Below are 15,600 nucleotides of genomic sequence, written 5' to 3' on the forward strand. Positions count from 1 at the left end.
GTGTGTTTCTCGGACCCGGCGTCCTTCCGCCATTCCGGCAGCCCTGGAAAGCCGAAGAGATTTTCGGCCTACCCCAACTTAGTGTTATACTAAGGCGATGCCGCGCACCCTGCCGCCCCTGGACAGCCTTTGGGCCTTCCACACCATCGCCGAGACCGGCAGCGTCACGGCGGCTGCGGCCGAGCTGAAGGTGACCCAGCCCGCGGTCAGCCGGCGCCTGCGGGAGCTGGAAGCGGCGCTCGGCTGCGCGCTGGTCCGCCGGGGCCCGAACGCCATCAGCCTCACGGACCAGGGCAAGCGCTTCGCCAGGGAGCTGCGCCAGGGCTTCGCGCAGTTGCAGGCCGCCACGCGGAATCTGCAGGCGCAGAACGCGCCGCTGCGCATCCGGGCCTATACCACCTGGGCGTTGCGCTGGCTGATCCCGCGACTGCCGCGTTTCGAGGAACAGAACCCCGGGATCGACGTGGAGGTGTCCACCTCGACGGCGGTGGTCGACCTCGTTCGGGAAGGTGTCGATGCCGCCATCAAGACGGCACCGGTGGATCATCCGCCGTCGCCGAAGGCCCGCAGGCTGCAGCCGGTGATGATCGCGCCCTTTGCCGCGCCGAAGCGGGGCAATGCCCGGCGCGCCGGCGCATCGGTACAAGGGCGCCAGCGCGGTGATCGGCTGCTCGCTGGTCGGTTGCCCGGTGATCGGTTGCTTGGGAGCAAGGTCCGCGCCGGCGACTGGGCCGTCTGGCAGCGGCACGCGGGCCTGGCGCCGGCCGCACCGCCACTGCTGTTCGAGAGCACGACACTCGCGATCCAGGCCGCGCTCGAGGGCCTGGGGACCGTCATCTGCTCACCGGCCTTCGTGCAGGAGGAGGTCCATGCGGGCCGCCTGGTCGCCCTTTCGGAGACCAGCGCGACGACGGGCGACTGCTATTGGCTCATCCTGCCTGAGGGCCGCGTGAGCCCGGCGCTGCGCATCTTCACGGAGTGGCTGATGCGGGAAGCCGCCGCGGAGGACGTGGTTCCGACATTCGCTGGACAGGATACCGACGATCCGTGACCCGGAAACCGACCCGAACCCAGACAGCCGCCGCCGGCGCGGTCGAGACGGCGGAACCACGCTCGGTCCTGCGCGAAGGCAGCGTGCGTGCCGTCGACCGGGCATTGGCCCTGCTCTCGGCCTTCCGGGACGATGACGGGCCCCTCGGCCTGGCCGAGATCTCCCGCCGCGTCGGCTTGAACATGACCACGGCCCTCCGGCTCATGCAGACGCTGGAAGGGCACGGCTTCGCACAGCGCCTGCCATCCGGCGGCTACCTGCTCGGCGCCACCTTGCTGCTGCTGGGCGAGCGGTTCCGCCGCTCGTTCAGGCTCGAGCACCACGTCATGCCCGCGCTGGAAAGGCTGCGGGCGGAGAGCGACGAAAGCGCGGTGTTCTTCGTGCGCGACGGCCATCAGCGACGCTGCCTCTATCGCCTGGATTCGCCGCAGCTCGTGCGGGCCTATGCGCCGATCGGGGAGGTCTTTCCGCTGGGCCATGGCGCGCATGGTCGGGCGCTGATCGCCTTCGAAGGCCCGCCACGCAGGCTGCCCGTGGTCACCCGCGCGGAGCGGCACCCGGACCTCGCCGCGATCGCCGCCCCGGTGCTGAACGCCGCGGGGCAGGTCGCCGGCTCGATCGGGATCTCGGTGCCCCTCTATCGCTTCACGCCGGAGACGGAGGCGCACTGCTGCCGCCTGACGATGCGGGAGGCGATCCAGGTCTCGCGGGAGCTCGGCGGCGATGCCGTGCCGCTCCTGGCCGCCGGGGCGGCGGCGGGCATCTGACGCCGGCGGTCGCGCTCAGTCGGCGGCGATGTGGTTCCGCCGGATGATCTCGCCCCATTTCTGATTCTCGCTGCGGACGAAGGCGGCGAATTCCTCGGGGCTGTTGCCGCCGGGAATCGCGCCCTGCTCGTGCAGCCGCTGGCGCACCTCGGGGTCCTGGAGCGCTGCGATGGCGGCGCGGCGGAGCGCGCCGAGCGGCCCAGCCGCCATGCGCGCGGGGGCGACCAGGCCATGCCAGTTGCTGGCATCGACCGCGGGCAGGCCGAGCTCGCCGAAGGTCGGCACATCGGGCAGCCAGGACAGCCGCTCCCGCGTGCCCACCGCCAGGGCCCGCATCGTGCCGGCCTGGATGTTCGACAGCAGCACCGGCAGGTCCGCGAAGCCGAGCTGCATCTCGTTGCGCAGGATCGCCGTCGCGAGCTGCCCGCCGCTGTTGTAGGACACGTGCACGATGTCGATGCCCGCCGCCGCGCGAAGCTGCTCGGCCGCGAGATGGGGCATGCTGCCGCTGCCGGTCGAGCCGAAGTTGAGGGCGCCGGGCCGGGCGCGCGCATCGGCGATCAGGTCCTGGAGGCTGCGGAAGGGCGAGGCCGCGGGCACCACGAGCGGCTCGGGCACCAGGACGGCGAGGGTGATGGGCGCCAGGTCGCGGATCGGATCATAGGGCGTTCCGCGGCCGAGGCTCGGCGAGATCGCCAGCGCCCCGGCGCTGCCGATGCCGAAGACATAGCCATCGGCCGCCGCCCGCGCGACGACATCGACGCCGGTCGCGCCGCCGGCCCCCGCGCGATTGTCGACGACCACCGGCTGGCCGAGGGTCGCGGCCATCCTTGGTGCGATGATGCGCGCGACGATGTCGCTGGGGCCGCCGGCGGCGAAGGGGACGACGAAGCGGATCGGCCGGGTCGGGTAGGTCTCCTGGGCGGTGGCCGGCAACGCGGCGAGCACGCCGAGGACGGCGGCCAGAAGCGCGGATATTCTCATGGACGTCCTCTGGTGTCGTTCGGGCCCGGCGGCTGCCGTCAGGCCGCCACCCCTTAGCGCCAGCTTCCGTACCACGGAAGTAAATTCCACCCCATGGATGGACCCCTGCCTGCGGCCCCCTCGACAGCCGGCGGCGTTGCCACTGGGGCCGGACTTTGAGAGTACCGCTTGCGGCAGACGCTGGGCTGAACGTCAGGCAATGCCCAGCTCTGGTACGGAGCGAGTGCCGACGACGACACAGGATTGGGCGATTCCATGCAGACCACAGCGACGCCGTCCCTGACTCCCGAGGCAGCGGTCGATCGCCTGGAGGCGATCCACGCCGAGGCCTGCGAAGCCCTTCGCGCGGCGCTGAAGCGCTACGCCGAGAGCGGAGTTCCACCGACGGAGGAGGAGCGCGCCGGCTTCCGTTACCCCGAGCTCCGGGTCACCTGGGAGCCGCACGGCAAGCAGCCTTTCACCCGCCGCGCCTGGGCCAAGTTCCAGGCGCCCGGCGTCTATGCGACGACCGTGACTCATCCCGACCACTTCCGGACCTATCTGCTCGAGCAGCTTCGCCCGCTCGTCGACGAGTTCGGCGCCACCCTCCAGGTTCGCGTGAGCGACCAGGAGATCCCATACCCCTACGTGGCCAGCTCCGGCGACGAGTTCCTGCACGGCACCGTCGAGGTCTCGGAGCTGGCGCGCCACTTCCCGGTGCCGCTGCTGGCCGCCGTCGGCGATGAAGTCGCCGATGGGGCCTGGGACTTCTCCCCCGGCAAGCCGCGGCCGCTTGCCCTCTTCGATGCGGTCCGCGTGGATTTCTCGCTCAAGCGGCTGGCGCATTACACGGGAACGCCCTGGACCAGCATCCAGCCCTGGATCCTGCTGACCAACTACCAGCGCTATGTCGACCAGTTCGTCCAGCACGGCCTCTCCGAACTGGCCCGCGAAGGAGGCCGGTTTACGCGGCTCATGCTGCCCGGCGGCGATACCGTCACCCGCAAGGACGCGGCCGACGAGGCGCTCGCCAAGGTGAAGGCCGCTCCGTGGGAGCGGTTCCAGATGCCGGCCTACAGCCTCGAGCGCGAGGACGGGCATGGGGTCACGATCGTCAATATCGGCGTCGGCCCTTCGAACGCGAAGAACATCACCGACCACTTGGCGGTGCTGCGCCCGAATTGCTGGCTGATGATCGGCCATTGCGGCGGCCTGCGGCAGTCGCAGGTCATCGGCGACTACGTGCTGGCCCACGCCTATCTCCGGCGCGACAAGATCCTCGACGAGCTGCTCCCGCCCGAGATCCCGATCCCGGCGCTGGCCGAGGTGCAGGTGGCCCTGCAGGAGGCGGCCGCGCGCGTCACCGGCGAGCGTGGCGAGGCGTTGAAGCGCCGCCTCAGGACCGGGACGGTCATGAGCGTCGACGACCGGAACTGGGAGCTGCGCTTCACGCAGGAGCGGCGGCGCATCAACCTCGCCCGCGCAGTGGCGGTGGACATGGAGAGCGGCACGCTCGCCGCCCAGGGCTATCGGCTGCGCGTCCCCTACGGCACGCTGCTCTGCGTCTCCGACAAGCCGCTGCATGGCGAGATCAAGCTTCCCGGGGCCGCCACCGCCTTCTATGCGCGCGCGGTCGGCGAGCATCTCAGGATCGGGCTCGAGACCTTCGGCCTCCTGCGCGAGCAGCTCGTCTCGCTCCACTCCCGCAAGCTCCGCTCCTTCGACGAGCCTGTCTTCCGCTGAAGCGTGAAGGCTCGCGGTTGAATCGCCGAAAGCTGAATTGCGCGATCAACTAAGGATCAGGGCAGCGGCACACCGAGGAGGCCTGCCGCGAAGACGGCCAGCGTCATTGCCGTCCAGCCGGCGGCGCCGAGTGCCAGCAGCCGCGTCGAGGCGCCGGGGAGCAGCAGCGCCAGCGCCGGCAGCGCCTGCATCGCGTGGACGCCGAGGAAATGCGCTATGCGCAGGTCACCGCCATTGCGCGACCAGTAGAAGGGCGGCAGGTTCGCGGCATCCGACGGCATCCCGCCGATATGCGACGTGCCGGCGCCTGAGATCGTAGCCCCCGTCAGCCCACCGAGGATGCCGGTGAGGACCAGCCCCCAGCCGATGGCGAAGATCCAGCCGCGCGCCTGCCGCGTCGCATCGCCCCGCCGCAGCACCAGCACGCCAAGCGTCGCGGCGAGCGCCACCAGCGTGACGGCACCGGCGCCCATGAGCTGGTACATGACGTCGCCGAGCGGGTCGGTCGCGAAGTGGCTCGGCTGGCCGAGCGCGCCGCGGAGGGTGATCCAGCCCATTTCGAACCAGGCGGCGGCCAGCGTTCCCCACAGCACGAGGCGCGCCGTGGCGCCACGCTGCGCGGCAGGCTCCAGCACGCCCCAGGCCCAGGCAAGGGTCCAGAACCAGACCACGAAAGAGGCAGCGAATTTCGCCGGCTTGGTCCAGACGGAGACGCCGTTGATCAGGCGCGCATCCACCGTCATCGCCGCCAGGCAGAGGAGCAGCAGCGCCAGCGACGCCCAGCCGGCGCGCGCCAGAAGCGGCTGCCGCCGGTCCAACGCGGCGAAGAGGCCGGGCGTGGAAAGGGCGAGCGCGGTCATGGACGGATCTCCTTTCGGGACAGCAGGGCGCGAAGAGCGAGGAACAGCAGCAGGCCGATCGGGCCTGCGAGGAAGGCCGGCGGCAGGCAGAGGCGCGCGGCCCAGGGGCTGATCCCCTCGGCCGCCGCGCGGCGGCAGATCCAGGCGCCGATGAAGAGGTCGAAGGCGAGGTAGTGGATCCAGCCCGCGAGCAGCACGCCCTCGGTGCGGAACAGGGCGGCGACGGCGGCCAGCGAGGAGAAGCCACCCTCCGCCCCGGGCGCATGGATGGCGAACAGCGCGGCATAGAGGGCGGAGAGCAGGCCCGGGATGGCGAGGCCGGCGAGCCACCAATTCGCAGCGCGGCTGCGCGGGGCGACCAGAAGGGCGATCCAGCCGGCGATGGCGAGCGCGCCGGCGGCTGAGAAGAGGGATTCCATGCGTGGTGTCGCCTCCAATCTGACCAATGGTCAGATTACTGGAGCAGAGGACTGACCGTTGTCAAGTTCTTCCTAACCAGCCAGGATGTCGCATGTCCGTGACACCCAAGGCTGCCGGCCGCCATCATCACGGGGCGCTGCGCCGCGCCCTGCTCGACGCGGTCGCCGAGGTCGTGCTCGAAGCCGGGCCGGAGGCGGTGACGCTACGCGAATGCGCCCGCCGCGCCGGCGTCTCCCATTCCGCCGCCACGCCGCATTTCGGCGACAAGCGCGGGCTGCTGACCGCCTTCGCCACCGAGGGTTCGGAGCGCCTCCGCGCCGCCATGCAAGCCGCGGTCGCCGCCCTGCCCCCGACGGCGGATGCGCAGACGCGGCTGGCGGCGACCGGCCGCGGCTACATCGCCTTCGCCCGCGCCAATCCAGGGCACTTCCGGCTGCTGTTCCGCGCCGACCTGCTCGACCCCGACGAACCGGCATTCCGCGCCGCTAAGGAAGCGGCCTTCGTGCCGCTCGCGCATGCCATGGCGGCATTGGCGCCCGGCGCGCCGGCGCGCGCGATGCGGGCGCGCCTTGCCCTCGCCTGGTCCGCCGTGCACGGCTTCTGCACGCTGCGCGCCGAATTGCCGGGCGCGATCCTCTGGCAGTCCGACGCCCTGGCCGAGGAGGTCGCCGAGGACCTCCTGGCGCTGGTGGCCGAGGCCTGTGCGGGCTGAGCGCATCGCCGCGTTTTCCGCCTCGCCCGCTGGACACGCTCGCTGCCTTGCAGGACACAGGCAGCGACACGGCAGGCAAGCACACCGACCTGCCGGCAAGACGTCTCCGAGGAAACGACTCCCTGATGCTCCCCTTGTGGGTCAGCGCTCTCAGCGCGACGCTGCTCGTCCAGACCATCAGCTCATTCGCCGCCGGAGTGATCCCGCTGCTCGGGCCGATATTGATGGCCCGGGCATCGCTGTCGCCGGAAGGCATTGGCTATGTCTCCGCCCTGATCACCCTGGGCAATTGCTGGTACCTCGCCGGCGGCGGCCCGATGCTCGCGCATTTCGGCCCGGTCCGCTCCCTGCAGATCGGCCTGGCCTTCGTGGCACTCGGGCTGCTGGTGCTCTCGCAGCCGATCGGCGTGGCGGCACTGATCGGCGCGATAGCAGTCGGGATCGGGCTTGGCCCGAACACCTCCGCCGGAAGCCAGATGCTGCTGCGCACGGCGCCGCCCCGGCACCGGACGCTCGTCTTCTCCATCAAGCAGGCCGGCGTGCCGCTGGGCGGCGCCTGCGCAGGCATCGCGGTGGCGCCGCTCGTCACGTCGCTGGGCTTCCCCGCCGCGATCTGGATCGTGGTCGCCACCGCCCTGCTGGGCATCCTGCTCGCGCAGCCCTTCCGTCGCCCGCTCGATGAGGAGAGCGCGGGGACGCGGCTGAACTGGCTCCGCTCGCTCTTCTCGGCGGCCGCCCTGCTCCGCTCCGGCGCGGTGCTGCGCTCGCACCCGTCGCTGCCGATGCTGACCATGCTCGGGATGTCGCTCTCCATCACCCAGGCCTGCATCACCGCGTTCACGGCGACCTACATGATCACCCGGCACTCGGCTTCGCTGGCCGAAGCCGGCCTCTACATCGCGGTGATGCAGGCCGCGAGCGTGACCGGCCGCATCGCGCTCGGCTGGGTGGCGGACCGCATGGGCCGCGGACTGCGGCATCTCGGCGTCCAGGCCGTGCTGTCGGCCGGGGCCGTCGGCCTGCTGGTCGCCACCGCTGACCAGGGCCCCTGGGCGGCGTTCGCCTGCGTCGCGCTCATCGGGTTCACGGCGCTCGGCTGGAACGGAATCTACTACGCGGAACTGGCGGGCATGGCGCCGTCGCGCCTCGTCGCCGACGTCTCCTCCGCGGCGACGCTGGTCGCCTTCATCGGCTCCATCGGCGGCCCGCTGATCTTCGCGCTGATCGTCGGCGCCACCGGGAACTTCGCGATCGGCTTCCTGGCCGCGGCCGCGCAGTTGGTAGTGTTCGGCCTGGTCGCCTGGCGGCACGCCGCGTGGCAGGGCAGCGACTGATGCCCCTCCCGCCGCACCGCGGGATGGTGCCGGCCCGCACCCTCAGCGCGCAGCCCTGGACGCGGGATCCTCTTCGCCCATCATGGAGACGAGCGTCCTGCCGACGGTCTCGCTGAGCAGCCACGCCTCCCCGGCGGCCAGCGCGGCGTCGCCCTGCGTCAGGGCCGCCGTCAGCCGCTCGTGATCCCGGACGAGGGTCGACAGGTCCCCTTCGTTGAGCACGTTGGTGCTGGCGATATAGAGCCTGATCTGCTGCTCGACCCTGTCGTACTGGGCGGATAGCCGCCCATGCTCTGCCAGGTCGATGATGGTGCGGTGGAAGGCGAAATCCCTTTCGTTCACCTCCTCCATGCGGCCGCTGCGGCAGGCTGCGGCCAACGCCTGCATCGCCGTCTCCAAGATCGCGCGCTTCGCGGGCGTCATCCGCTCGGCCACTATCCGAGACGCGAGGCTCTCGAGGCTGCCGCGCAAGGTCCAGAGCTCCCAGATATCCTGGGGCGACAAGGCGATGACCTGCCAGCCGGTATAGGGGATCTGCAGAACGAGCCCTTCCGCCGCCAGCCGGTGAAGGCCCAGGCGCAGGGTCGCCCGCGCGATGCCGAGCTGCTCGGCCAGCGGCGTCTCGGTCAGGCGCGCGCCAGGCTTGAGCGCGCCCGACAGGATGTATTCGCGGAGGAAGCTGGTCGCCTGCGCCTCCGCGGACAGGCGGGCGACAGGGCGCAACGCCCCAGCCTTCATTTGCGGGATCATCGGGATCGCTGCCGTGCGTGACCGGATAAGGAAGGCAAGCTCCTACACCCGTTCCCGACACAGGTTAATCGAAACCACGCACCGCCGTGCGGCGACGGAGCGCCATGCGGCCTCTGCCCTTGCCTGCTCAACGCCGTTCCATGTTCCAGAAGACCGGGAAGCTGAACGGCACCACGCCCCTCAGGCTCGCCCGCCAAGCCGGCGGACCGGAGAACTGGCCGGCCAGCACGTAGTTGACGTTGCCATGCATCGCCGCCTGGATTTGTGCCGCCAGGTCCCGCTGCCGCTGCGGGTCGCCCGACGCGGCGTATTGCCGCAGCAGGTCGGTCAGCCCGGGGTCGCAATACCAGCCCGGCGAGACATCGGAGCAATTGAATGCGACGAGCGGGTTCGCGATCGGGTTCAGAAGATCGATGCCGTTGTTCACGATCGGGGCCAAAGCCCAGCCCGTGCGTCGCAGCCGCCGCTGGGCGACCGTCGCATAATCGGAGGACAGCATTTCCACGTTGAACCCGGCGCGCCGCATCTGATCCGCGACGACCATCCCGATCGGGTTCAGCAGCGCCGAGGTCTGCGCATGCAGGAGGATCACCGGCTCGTTGTTGTAGCCGGACTCCCGCAACAGGTTGCGGGCCCGCTCGATGCCCGCGTTGCGCAGCGGTTCGGTGCCTGTGTCAGTCGAACCCGGGGCGTTGCACATGTAGATGGAGCCGCAGGTCGGCACCACGAGATCATCGGGCAGGCCCATCGCCGCCATGACCTCGGGCTGCTGCACCGCCGCCTGCAGCGCCCGCCGCACCCTGATGTCGTTGAATGGCGGCGCCGCGTGGTTGACGTTCAGCAGCGCCAGGAACTGGTCGATGCCCTGCGGCCTGCCGACCACGACATTGGGGTTGCGTCGCAGCGGCGCCACGAAGTCGAGCGGCGCGATCTCCAGGAAATCCAGTTCGCCCGCCTGCAGGGCCGCGGCCCGGGTCGACTGGTCGCTGATGCTGAGAAGGTCGAGGCGATCGATCCTGACGACCTTCCCGCCGGCCAACCCATCCGCCGGCTCGGCGCGGGGACGGTAGCGCGGATTGGGGATGAAGCTGGCACGCTCGCCCGGCCGCCATTCATTCCTCAGGAACAGGAAGGGGCCGGAGCCGATCACCTCCGGCACGGGCACCGCGGCATCCATCTGCGCCAGCCTCGCCGGCATCATCACCGGCACCTGGTGCCCCGAGCGGCCGAGCGCTTCGATGACGAAGGCGAAGGGGCGGCTCAAGCGCATCTCGAAGCGCTTGGCGTCGATGGGCCGAAGCTCGCTGACGGCATCCATCATCGCGCCGCCGAACGGCTCGCGCCTGGCCCAGCGGCGGATCGACGCGATGCAATCCTCCGCCGTCACCGGGGTGCCATCGCTCCATTCCAGCCCGTCGCGGAGCGTGAAGCTGTAGGTCAAGCGGTCCGGGCTGATCTCCCAGCCTTCCAGCATCTGCGGCCGGAAATTGCCGCCGCCGTCCATCCCGATCAGCGTGTCATAGACCAGGTAGGCGAAGACGCGGGCCGAGTTGATCGTGGTGACGATGGGATCGAGCACCTGCAATTCGGTGTTCAGGGAGACCCGTACGACCCTGTTCTGCGCACGGGCTTCCGGCGCGGCAAGGAGCAATGCGGCCAGGGCGCAGGCCCCGGCCAGGCGAAACGGTTGCATGCCTGTTTGTCCTGCTGAAAGCGATGACGCTGTTGCTGCTGGCCGTGTACGCCGGGGGCGTTTCGCCCTGGTCTTTCAGGCAGTGGAGCCGGGCTGCGCCTTCTGCCGGAAGTGGTCGTAGTTGCTGCCGCGGAACGCGGCCATGTAGTCGCCCACCGTCTGCGCGGGAAAGCGCGGCGGGTTGTCGTCGCTGACGCAGGTCGGCAGCGGCGCCACCAGCGTGTCCTCATTGGGGTGGAAGAAGAACGGGATCGCGTAGCGCGACCGCGGCTCCTTGTTGAAGGCGCGGTGGGGGGTCGAGATGAAGCGGCCGTTGCTCCACTGCTTCAGCATGTCGCCGGTGTTCACCACGAAGGTGTCCGGGATCACTGGGGCGTCGATCCATTCGCCGGCCTGCGTCCGGATCTGCAGGCCGGGCACGGGATTCTGCGCCAGCAGGGTGATGAAGCTCGAATCCGTATGCGGCGCGATGCCGTATTCGTCCGTGCCATAGGTGACGGGTGGATAGTGCGTCAGCCGGAGCGAGCTGAAGGAACGGTCGCAGAAGCGATCGAAGTAGTCGGCGGGCAGGTCGAGCGCGCGGGCGTAGAGCGGCAGCATCCGCATCGCCAGCGCCTCCAGCGCGGCGAAGCAGCGCAGCGTCGTCGCCCTGAATTCCGGCAGCGCCTCCGGCCAGCGATTGGCCGGCTGCTGCGGATCGCGCTCGGGATTGACGAAAAAGGCTTCGTTCTCGTTCGGCTTGCGCACCGCGACCAGGCCATTGGCGCGTGTGACGCTCGACTTGTAGGGCAGGTAGCCCTGCATCTGGTCGTTCAGCGTCAGGGCCATCTTGGCCTCCAGCGGCTGCGCGTGGAAGCGCTCGGCGATGGCGAAGGCGTCCCGCATCACCTCCGCCGGCACGCCATGGCCGCTGATGAAGAGAAAGCCGACCGTCTCGCAGATGCGCCGGAGCTCCGCCGCCGTCGCCTCGAATGCTCCTGGCGCGCCCGCGAAGTAGGGTCCGAGGTCGATCAGGGGGATGGCCTCGGTGGCAGCGGGGTTGTGGGACACGCGGTCGCTCCTCGGCGGGTGGTTCTGGTCGAGCCAGCTCGTCCGGGATGACACCCGCTCTTGCCGATTGTCGTCAATCGGCAAGAGCAAGCGAATGACGCCCGGCGCCCCATGATTTGCCTACGGAATAAGCAGGCCGCGCGGGGATGCCTGCTCGATGCGCTGGCGTTGCCGGGCCGGCCGCGGCGGCGTCACTCCTGCCGCAGGAACATCAGGGTGCCGTCGATCTCGCCAACCTGTCGGTAGTGTCGCCATGCCTCGGCGAAGCGTGGATGGCGCGAGAAATAGGGGATCATGTCGAAGGGCTGGCCGCCGCACCAGGCGATATGCGCATCGCGGGCCACCAGCACGAGCCGGGGCTGCCACTCCGCGATGTCCTCAGCCACCGCATCGAACAGGAAGCGCTCCGGCGGCTCCATCCGCTCCGGCGCACGGAAGCGACCGCCATCCTCCGGGCAGGTGGCATAGACCGCCTGCAGCAGCCAGGTGCTCATGAAGCGCAGGACCGGGCGGTTGCCGGCGTAGTTCATGGCGGGATAGGCGGGGTAGATATCCGGCGACAGCGCCATGACGCGGGCACCGGGCGCGTGTTCCGTAAGCCAGGCCGCCAGGCGGCCGGCCGTGGCATCGCGATAGGTGAATTCGCGCCAGGGCGCTTCGCTGCCCCGCATCATCAGCAGCGCCAGCACCAGGCAGGTGCCGGCGGCCAGCATCGGCGCGAGGCGGCGGGCGGCACGGGGCGGCAGCAGGCGGTCCACCGCGCGCGCGGCCACGATGCCGCAGAGCAGGCCGGCGCACATCCAGACCGGGACGACGTGGTAGCTCCAGCCCTTGAGCTGAACGAGCGCCGCGGCCAGGCCCCCGAGGGCGCCCGCTGCCAGCAGTCGCGGCAGCCAGCCGAGGGCCCTCGCGCCGCGCGAGGCCGCGAGCAGGAGCAGCGCGATGGTCGCCACCGTCGCGCTGAAGAGATGCACCGTCATCAGCGCCCGGCCGAGTGAAGGTCCGGCGAAGCCGAGATATTCGTGGCGCACCAGCGGGATGATGGTCTCGACATAGGCCGGGAAGCGGAGCGCGATCAGCGCCAGATAGGCCAGCCACAGCAGCGCCATGCCCCATGGCACGGGATCCCGGAGTGCGCCGGCCACCTGGCCTCGTCGCAGGGCAGCCCCGAGCACGACGGCTTCGACCAGCGCCGGCACCGCCAGGAAATGCGGCTTGAGGGCGAAGCCCGCCGCAGCGATCAGCGTGACGAGCGCGATCAAGCCCCACGCGGTGCGCAGCCCCTCGATCCGCCGCTCCGCTAGGAAGAGATAGGGCATGGCGGCCACGGCCATCAGATGCTCGCGCTGCCCGAAATCATAGCCGGCCAGCAGCAGCGTCAGCGGCAGCAGCGCCAGTAGCATCACCGCTTCCGCCGGCCCCGCGGCGCGGCGGAGGCGGAGGCAGAGCAGGACGATGCCGGCACAGAAGAGCAGCAGCAGCGCCAGCCACGCCTGCACGGCCGAGAGCGGCGTGAAGGCCGCCAGCCATGCCGCCGGGAGGGTGAGCAGGAAGACGAGCGGCGGGTTGACGTCGATGAGATGCGTGTAGAGCGGCTCACCCGCGACCATGCGCTCGGCGAAGCTGAGCACCGCCGCGACGTCCTGGTTCAGAGGCGGCGCCACCACCACCGCCAGGAAGAAGACCGCAGGCAGCAGCGTGAGCAGCAAGGCGAGGCCGCGCCGCCGGCGGTCGGGCGGTTGCGGCCCAGGGGAGGAGAGCATCAACCGGTGACCGTCACCGCGGCGCGCCGGCCGCACCCTGGCTGCATCACGCTCTAATCGCCGTTGCCGAGGATCACGCTTTCCCCCTGGAGGATGCGGGTGATCGTGACCGCGGGCAGCCCTTCCTGCAGCAGCTCCACCGCCCTTGCATGGCATGCCTCGGCATGCGGCCTGCTGTCGAAGAGCGTGACAACCGCGGCGCGGCCTTCTTCCCTGTCGTTCCGCACCATGTAGACGCCCTTGAAGCCCGGCGATCGCGTGATCATCGGCAGCGTTCGCTGCTCCACGAACGCTCTGGTGTCCTGCGTGCCGGGAACCTTGTCCAGCATACGGATCAGCACGTAGGGCGACTGCCGAACCTCGCCCGCCCTCGGCTCCAAGTCGCGTGATACCTCATGCACGAAGCATTCACCGGTGAACTCCTCGCCGCGCTCGGGGAAGAAGTCCTGATGGCGCATCACCCATTGGCGCGCAGTCGCGGTGGATCTGTGCGCCGCCTCGTGATCCTCGAAGATGCTGACGCTGACTCCTGCACCTCCTTCGTCCCAGAATGCGCAGTAGCCCTTGAAGCCCGGCTCCTTCTGCAACTCGGGCAAGAGTTCGTTCCTCGCCGAGTGCTCGATGGCGTCCTTGCCTGCTCCGATCCTGGGGTAGCGACGCAGATTCACGTACATGAATTCATCCTCCCCCTTCTGGAAAAGGCAGCGTAGCAGAATAGCGTGTCCCGCCGCCCGGCCGCACCCGGCGTCAACGGAAGGTGTTCGAACGGGCGAGATCGACGATTTCGTCCGCCCGCCCATTCAGGATCGCCTTGATCATGTAGAGCGTGAAGCCCTTCGCCATCTCGGCCGTCACCTTCGGCGGCATGGCGAGCTCCATGCGGTTCACCGCGGCGTCGACGACGACGGGACCTTGATGCGCGAAGGCTTCGGCGAGCTTCGCCTCTGCCTCGGCCGGATCATCGATCCTTACCCCCTTGATTCCCACCGCCTCCGCCATGGCGGCGAAGTTCGGGTTCTGAAGCTCCGTCCCGGTGTCGAGGAAGCCGGAGGATTTCTGCTCGAGCTCGATGAAGCCGAGCGCCCCGTTGTTGAAGACGATCACCTTCACCGGAAGGTCGAGCTGCTTCAGCGAAAGCAGGTCCCCCATGAGCATGGTGAAGCCGCCATCGCCTGAGAGCGAGACGACCTGCCGGCCAGGACAGGCAGCCTGGGCACCGATCGCCTGCGCCAGGGCGTTGGCCATGGAGCCGTGCCAGAAAGATCCCAGCAGGCGGCGCCGCCCGTTCATGGTGAGGTATCTGGCGGCCCACACGGTCGGCAACCCGACGTCGCAGGTGAAGATCGCGTCCTCGGTCGCCAGGCTGCTGGCCAGCCGGGCGATCTGCTGCGGGTGCAGGGGCCCACCGGCGCGGCCCTCTGCGAGCTCGTCCAGCGCGCCCCGGGCCGCGCGATAGTGGCGGACGCATTTGTCGAGATGCGACTGGTCCTGCCGCGTCTTCAGGTGCGGCAGAAGCAGTCGTGCGGTGGAGACGACGTCGCCTACCACGGCGACATCGACCGGCACGCGCCGGCCGATCGCCTCCGGCCGGAGGTCGACCTGCGCGATGCGGGCTTCGGTCGGATAGAACTGGCGGTAGGGGAAATCGGTCCCGAGCATCAGCAGGGCGTCGCAGGCGCCCATCGCATAATACCCCGAGGAAAAGCCGATGAGGCCGGTCATGCCGACGTCGTAGGGGTTGTCCCACTCGACATGCTCCTTGCCGCGCATGGCATGGACCACCGGCGCGCCGAGTGCCCGGGCCAACGCGACGACCTCCTCATGGGCGCCGGCGCAGCCGCCGCCGGCCAGGATCGTGACCTTGGCGGCGCCGTTCAACAGCTCGGCGAGCTGCTCGACCGCTGCGGCGGGCGGCACCACCGACGGGCGCGATGGAACGAGGCCCTGCGGCTTGGTGGCGGCCGCGTTCGGTGCGGGCCGCAAGGCGACATCCCCGGGGATCACGATCACGCAGACGCAACGCTCCAGAGTGGCGCGGCGGACCGCGATCTCGAGCACGCGGGGCATCTGCTCGGCCGAGGAGACCAGCTCGCAGTAGCTGGAGCATTCGCGGAAGAGCTGCTCGGGATGCGTCTCCTGGAAATAGCCGGAGCCGATCTCGGCCGAGGGGATATGGGCCGCGATCGCGACCACCGGGACGCGCGATCGATGGCAATCGAAGAGGCCATTGATGAGGTGAAGGTTGCCCGGCCCGCAACTGCCCGCACAGACCGCGAGCGCATCGGTCAGGTGTGCCTCCGCACCTGCCGCGAAGGCCGCGACCTCCTCGTGCCGGACATGCAGCCACTGGATGCCGCCATGCCTGCGGAGCGCGTCCGTGAAGCCGTTGAGACTATCGCCGACGATACCGTAGATGCGCTTCACACCGGCGGCGGCGAAGGTGTCGACCATCTGATCGGCGACGGTGCGGGCCATCATTCCCTCCAGAATCTCA

The 15,600-nt window shown here is 69.8% G+C and carries 14 protein-coding genes; 5 read left to right on the forward strand and 9 right to left on the reverse strand.

Translation table 11 applies throughout. The annotated features are described in order from the left end of the window. The first annotated feature begins 97 nt into the window (after positions 1 to 97). Together GXW71_RS23365 and GXW71_RS23370 are read left to right on the forward strand one after the other, a co-directional pair. Complete coding sequence (locus GXW71_RS23365) at positions 98 to 1,051, forward strand: LysR substrate-binding domain-containing protein (RefSeq protein ID WP_211855101.1); 954 nt, start codon at positions 98 to 100, stop codon at positions 1,049 to 1,051. Further along, complete coding sequence (locus GXW71_RS23370) at positions 1,048 to 1,818, forward strand: IclR family transcriptional regulator (RefSeq protein ID WP_211855102.1); 771 nt, start codon at positions 1,048 to 1,050, stop codon at positions 1,816 to 1,818. Before GXW71_RS23365 ends, GXW71_RS23370 begins: the two co-directional genes overlap by 4 nt. 15 nt (positions 1,819 to 1,833) lie before the next feature. On the opposite strand, the gene GXW71_RS23375 is transcribed toward GXW71_RS23370, so the two are convergent. After that, entirely contained in the window at positions 1,834 to 2,802 is a 969-nt protein-coding gene (locus tag GXW71_RS23375) for a Bug family tripartite tricarboxylate transporter substrate binding protein (protein WP_211855103.1), read from the reverse strand. A gap of 255 nt (positions 2,803 to 3,057) precedes the next feature. Between GXW71_RS23375 and GXW71_RS23380 the strand changes: the two genes are divergently transcribed. After that, positions 3,058 to 4,524 (forward strand): AMP nucleosidase, encoded by a 1,467-nt coding sequence (locus GXW71_RS23380; protein ID WP_211855104.1) that lies wholly within the window; start codon positions 3,058 to 3,060, stop codon positions 4,522 to 4,524. Between the two features lie 56 nt (positions 4,525 to 4,580). On the opposite strand, the gene GXW71_RS23385 is transcribed toward GXW71_RS23380, so the two are convergent. Next, positions 4,581 to 5,384, reverse strand: a complete 804-nt coding sequence (locus GXW71_RS23385; protein WP_211855105.1) for a hypothetical protein — start codon at positions 5,382 to 5,384, stop codon at positions 4,581 to 4,583. Next, positions 5,381 to 5,803 carry an ABA4-like family protein gene (locus GXW71_RS23390; protein WP_211855106.1) on the reverse strand — a complete coding sequence of 141 codons (423 nt, stop codon included), beginning with the start codon at positions 5,801 to 5,803 and terminating at the stop codon, positions 5,381 to 5,383. The genes GXW71_RS23385 and GXW71_RS23390 overlap by 4 nt, the downstream gene beginning before the upstream one ends. A gap of 92 nt (positions 5,804 to 5,895) precedes the next feature. On the opposite strand from GXW71_RS23390, the gene GXW71_RS23395 reads away from it, so the two are divergent. Next, positions 5,896 to 6,516, forward strand: a complete 621-nt coding sequence (locus GXW71_RS23395) for a TetR/AcrR family transcriptional regulator (RefSeq protein WP_211855107.1) — start codon at positions 5,896 to 5,898, stop codon at positions 6,514 to 6,516. A 125-nt stretch (positions 6,517 to 6,641) separates the two neighbouring features. Then, positions 6,642 to 7,850, forward strand: coding sequence for an MFS transporter (locus GXW71_RS23400; protein WP_211855108.1), 1,209 nt, complete (start codon positions 6,642 to 6,644; stop codon positions 7,848 to 7,850). Between the two features lie 42 nt (positions 7,851 to 7,892). On the opposite strand, the gene GXW71_RS23405 is transcribed toward GXW71_RS23400, so the two are convergent. The 6 genes from GXW71_RS23405 to poxB form a co-directional block, all read right to left on the reverse strand. Beyond that, positions 7,893 to 8,573 carry a GntR family transcriptional regulator gene (locus GXW71_RS23405; RefSeq protein ID WP_211855109.1) on the reverse strand — a complete coding sequence of 227 codons (681 nt, stop codon included), beginning with the start codon at positions 8,571 to 8,573 and terminating at the stop codon, positions 7,893 to 7,895. Positions 8,574 to 8,727: 154 nt separating this feature from the next. Further along, positions 8,728 to 10,293 carry an ABC transporter substrate-binding protein gene (locus GXW71_RS23410; protein ID WP_211855110.1) on the reverse strand — a complete coding sequence of 522 codons (1,566 nt, stop codon included), beginning with the start codon at positions 10,291 to 10,293 and terminating at the stop codon, positions 8,728 to 8,730. Positions 10,294 to 10,368: 75 nt separating this feature from the next. Next, on the reverse strand, positions 10,369 to 11,343 hold the full coding sequence (locus GXW71_RS23415; protein WP_211855111.1) for an isopenicillin N synthase family dioxygenase: 975 nt from the start codon (positions 11,341 to 11,343) through the stop codon (positions 10,369 to 10,371). Positions 11,344 to 11,534: 191 nt separating this feature from the next. Beyond that, the gene (locus GXW71_RS23420; RefSeq protein WP_211855112.1) at positions 11,535 to 13,106 is read right to left on the reverse strand and encodes a hypothetical protein; all 1,572 of its coding nucleotides are present in this window, start codon (positions 13,104 to 13,106) and stop codon (positions 11,535 to 11,537) included. Positions 13,107 to 13,159: 53 nt separating this feature from the next. Continuing rightward, a complete protein-coding gene (locus tag GXW71_RS23425; protein ID WP_211855113.1) occupies positions 13,160 to 13,780 on the reverse strand; it encodes a hypothetical protein in 621 nt (206 codons plus the stop codon). A 73-nt stretch (positions 13,781 to 13,853) separates the two neighbouring features. Then, positions 13,854 to 15,581: a ubiquinone-dependent pyruvate dehydrogenase gene (gene poxB / locus GXW71_RS23430; RefSeq protein ID WP_246526821.1), complete on the reverse strand. Its 1,728-nt coding sequence runs from the start codon at positions 15,579 to 15,581 to the stop codon at positions 13,854 to 13,856. Positions 15,582 to 15,600: the final 19 nt, after the last annotated feature.

This window comes from Plastoroseomonas hellenica, assembly GCF_018129085.1.
Lineage (GTDB): Bacteria > Pseudomonadota > Alphaproteobacteria > Acetobacterales > Acetobacteraceae > Plastoroseomonas > Plastoroseomonas hellenica.

Excerpts from the sequence above, each read along its gene's own strand:
- GXW71_RS23425 (WP_211855113.1), bottom strand. The coding sequence starts at position 13,780 with ATGTACGTGAATCTGCGTCGCTACCCCAGGATCGGAGCAGGCAAGGAC.
- GXW71_RS23395 (WP_211855107.1), top strand. The coding sequence starts at position 5,896 with ATGTCCGTGACACCCAAGGCTGCCGGCCGCCATCATCACGGGGCGCTG.
- GXW71_RS23410 (WP_211855110.1), bottom strand. The coding sequence starts at position 10,293 with ATGCAACCGTTTCGCCTGGCCGGGGCCTGCGCCCTGGCCGCATTGCTC.
- GXW71_RS23400 (WP_211855108.1), top strand. The coding sequence starts at position 6,642 with ATGCTCCCCTTGTGGGTCAGCGCTCTCAGCGCGACGCTGCTCGTCCAG.
- GXW71_RS23385 (WP_211855105.1), bottom strand. The coding sequence starts at position 5,384 with ATGACCGCGCTCGCCCTTTCCACGCCCGGCCTCTTCGCCGCGTTGGAC.
- GXW71_RS23380 (WP_211855104.1), top strand. The coding sequence starts at position 3,058 with ATGCAGACCACAGCGACGCCGTCCCTGACTCCCGAGGCAGCGGTCGAT.
- poxB (WP_246526821.1), bottom strand. The coding sequence starts at position 15,581 with ATGGCCCGCACCGTCGCCGATCAGATGGTCGACACCTTCGCCGCCGCC.
- GXW71_RS23420 (WP_211855112.1), bottom strand. The coding sequence starts at position 13,106 with ATGCTCTCCTCCCCTGGGCCGCAACCGCCCGACCGCCGGCGGCGCGGC.
- GXW71_RS23375 (WP_211855103.1), bottom strand. The coding sequence starts at position 2,802 with ATGAGAATATCCGCGCTTCTGGCCGCCGTCCTCGGCGTGCTCGCCGCG.
- GXW71_RS23365 (WP_211855101.1), top strand. The coding sequence starts at position 98 with ATGCCGCGCACCCTGCCGCCCCTGGACAGCCTTTGGGCCTTCCACACC.
- GXW71_RS23390 (WP_211855106.1), bottom strand. The coding sequence starts at position 5,803 with ATGGAATCCCTCTTCTCAGCCGCCGGCGCGCTCGCCATCGCCGGCTGG.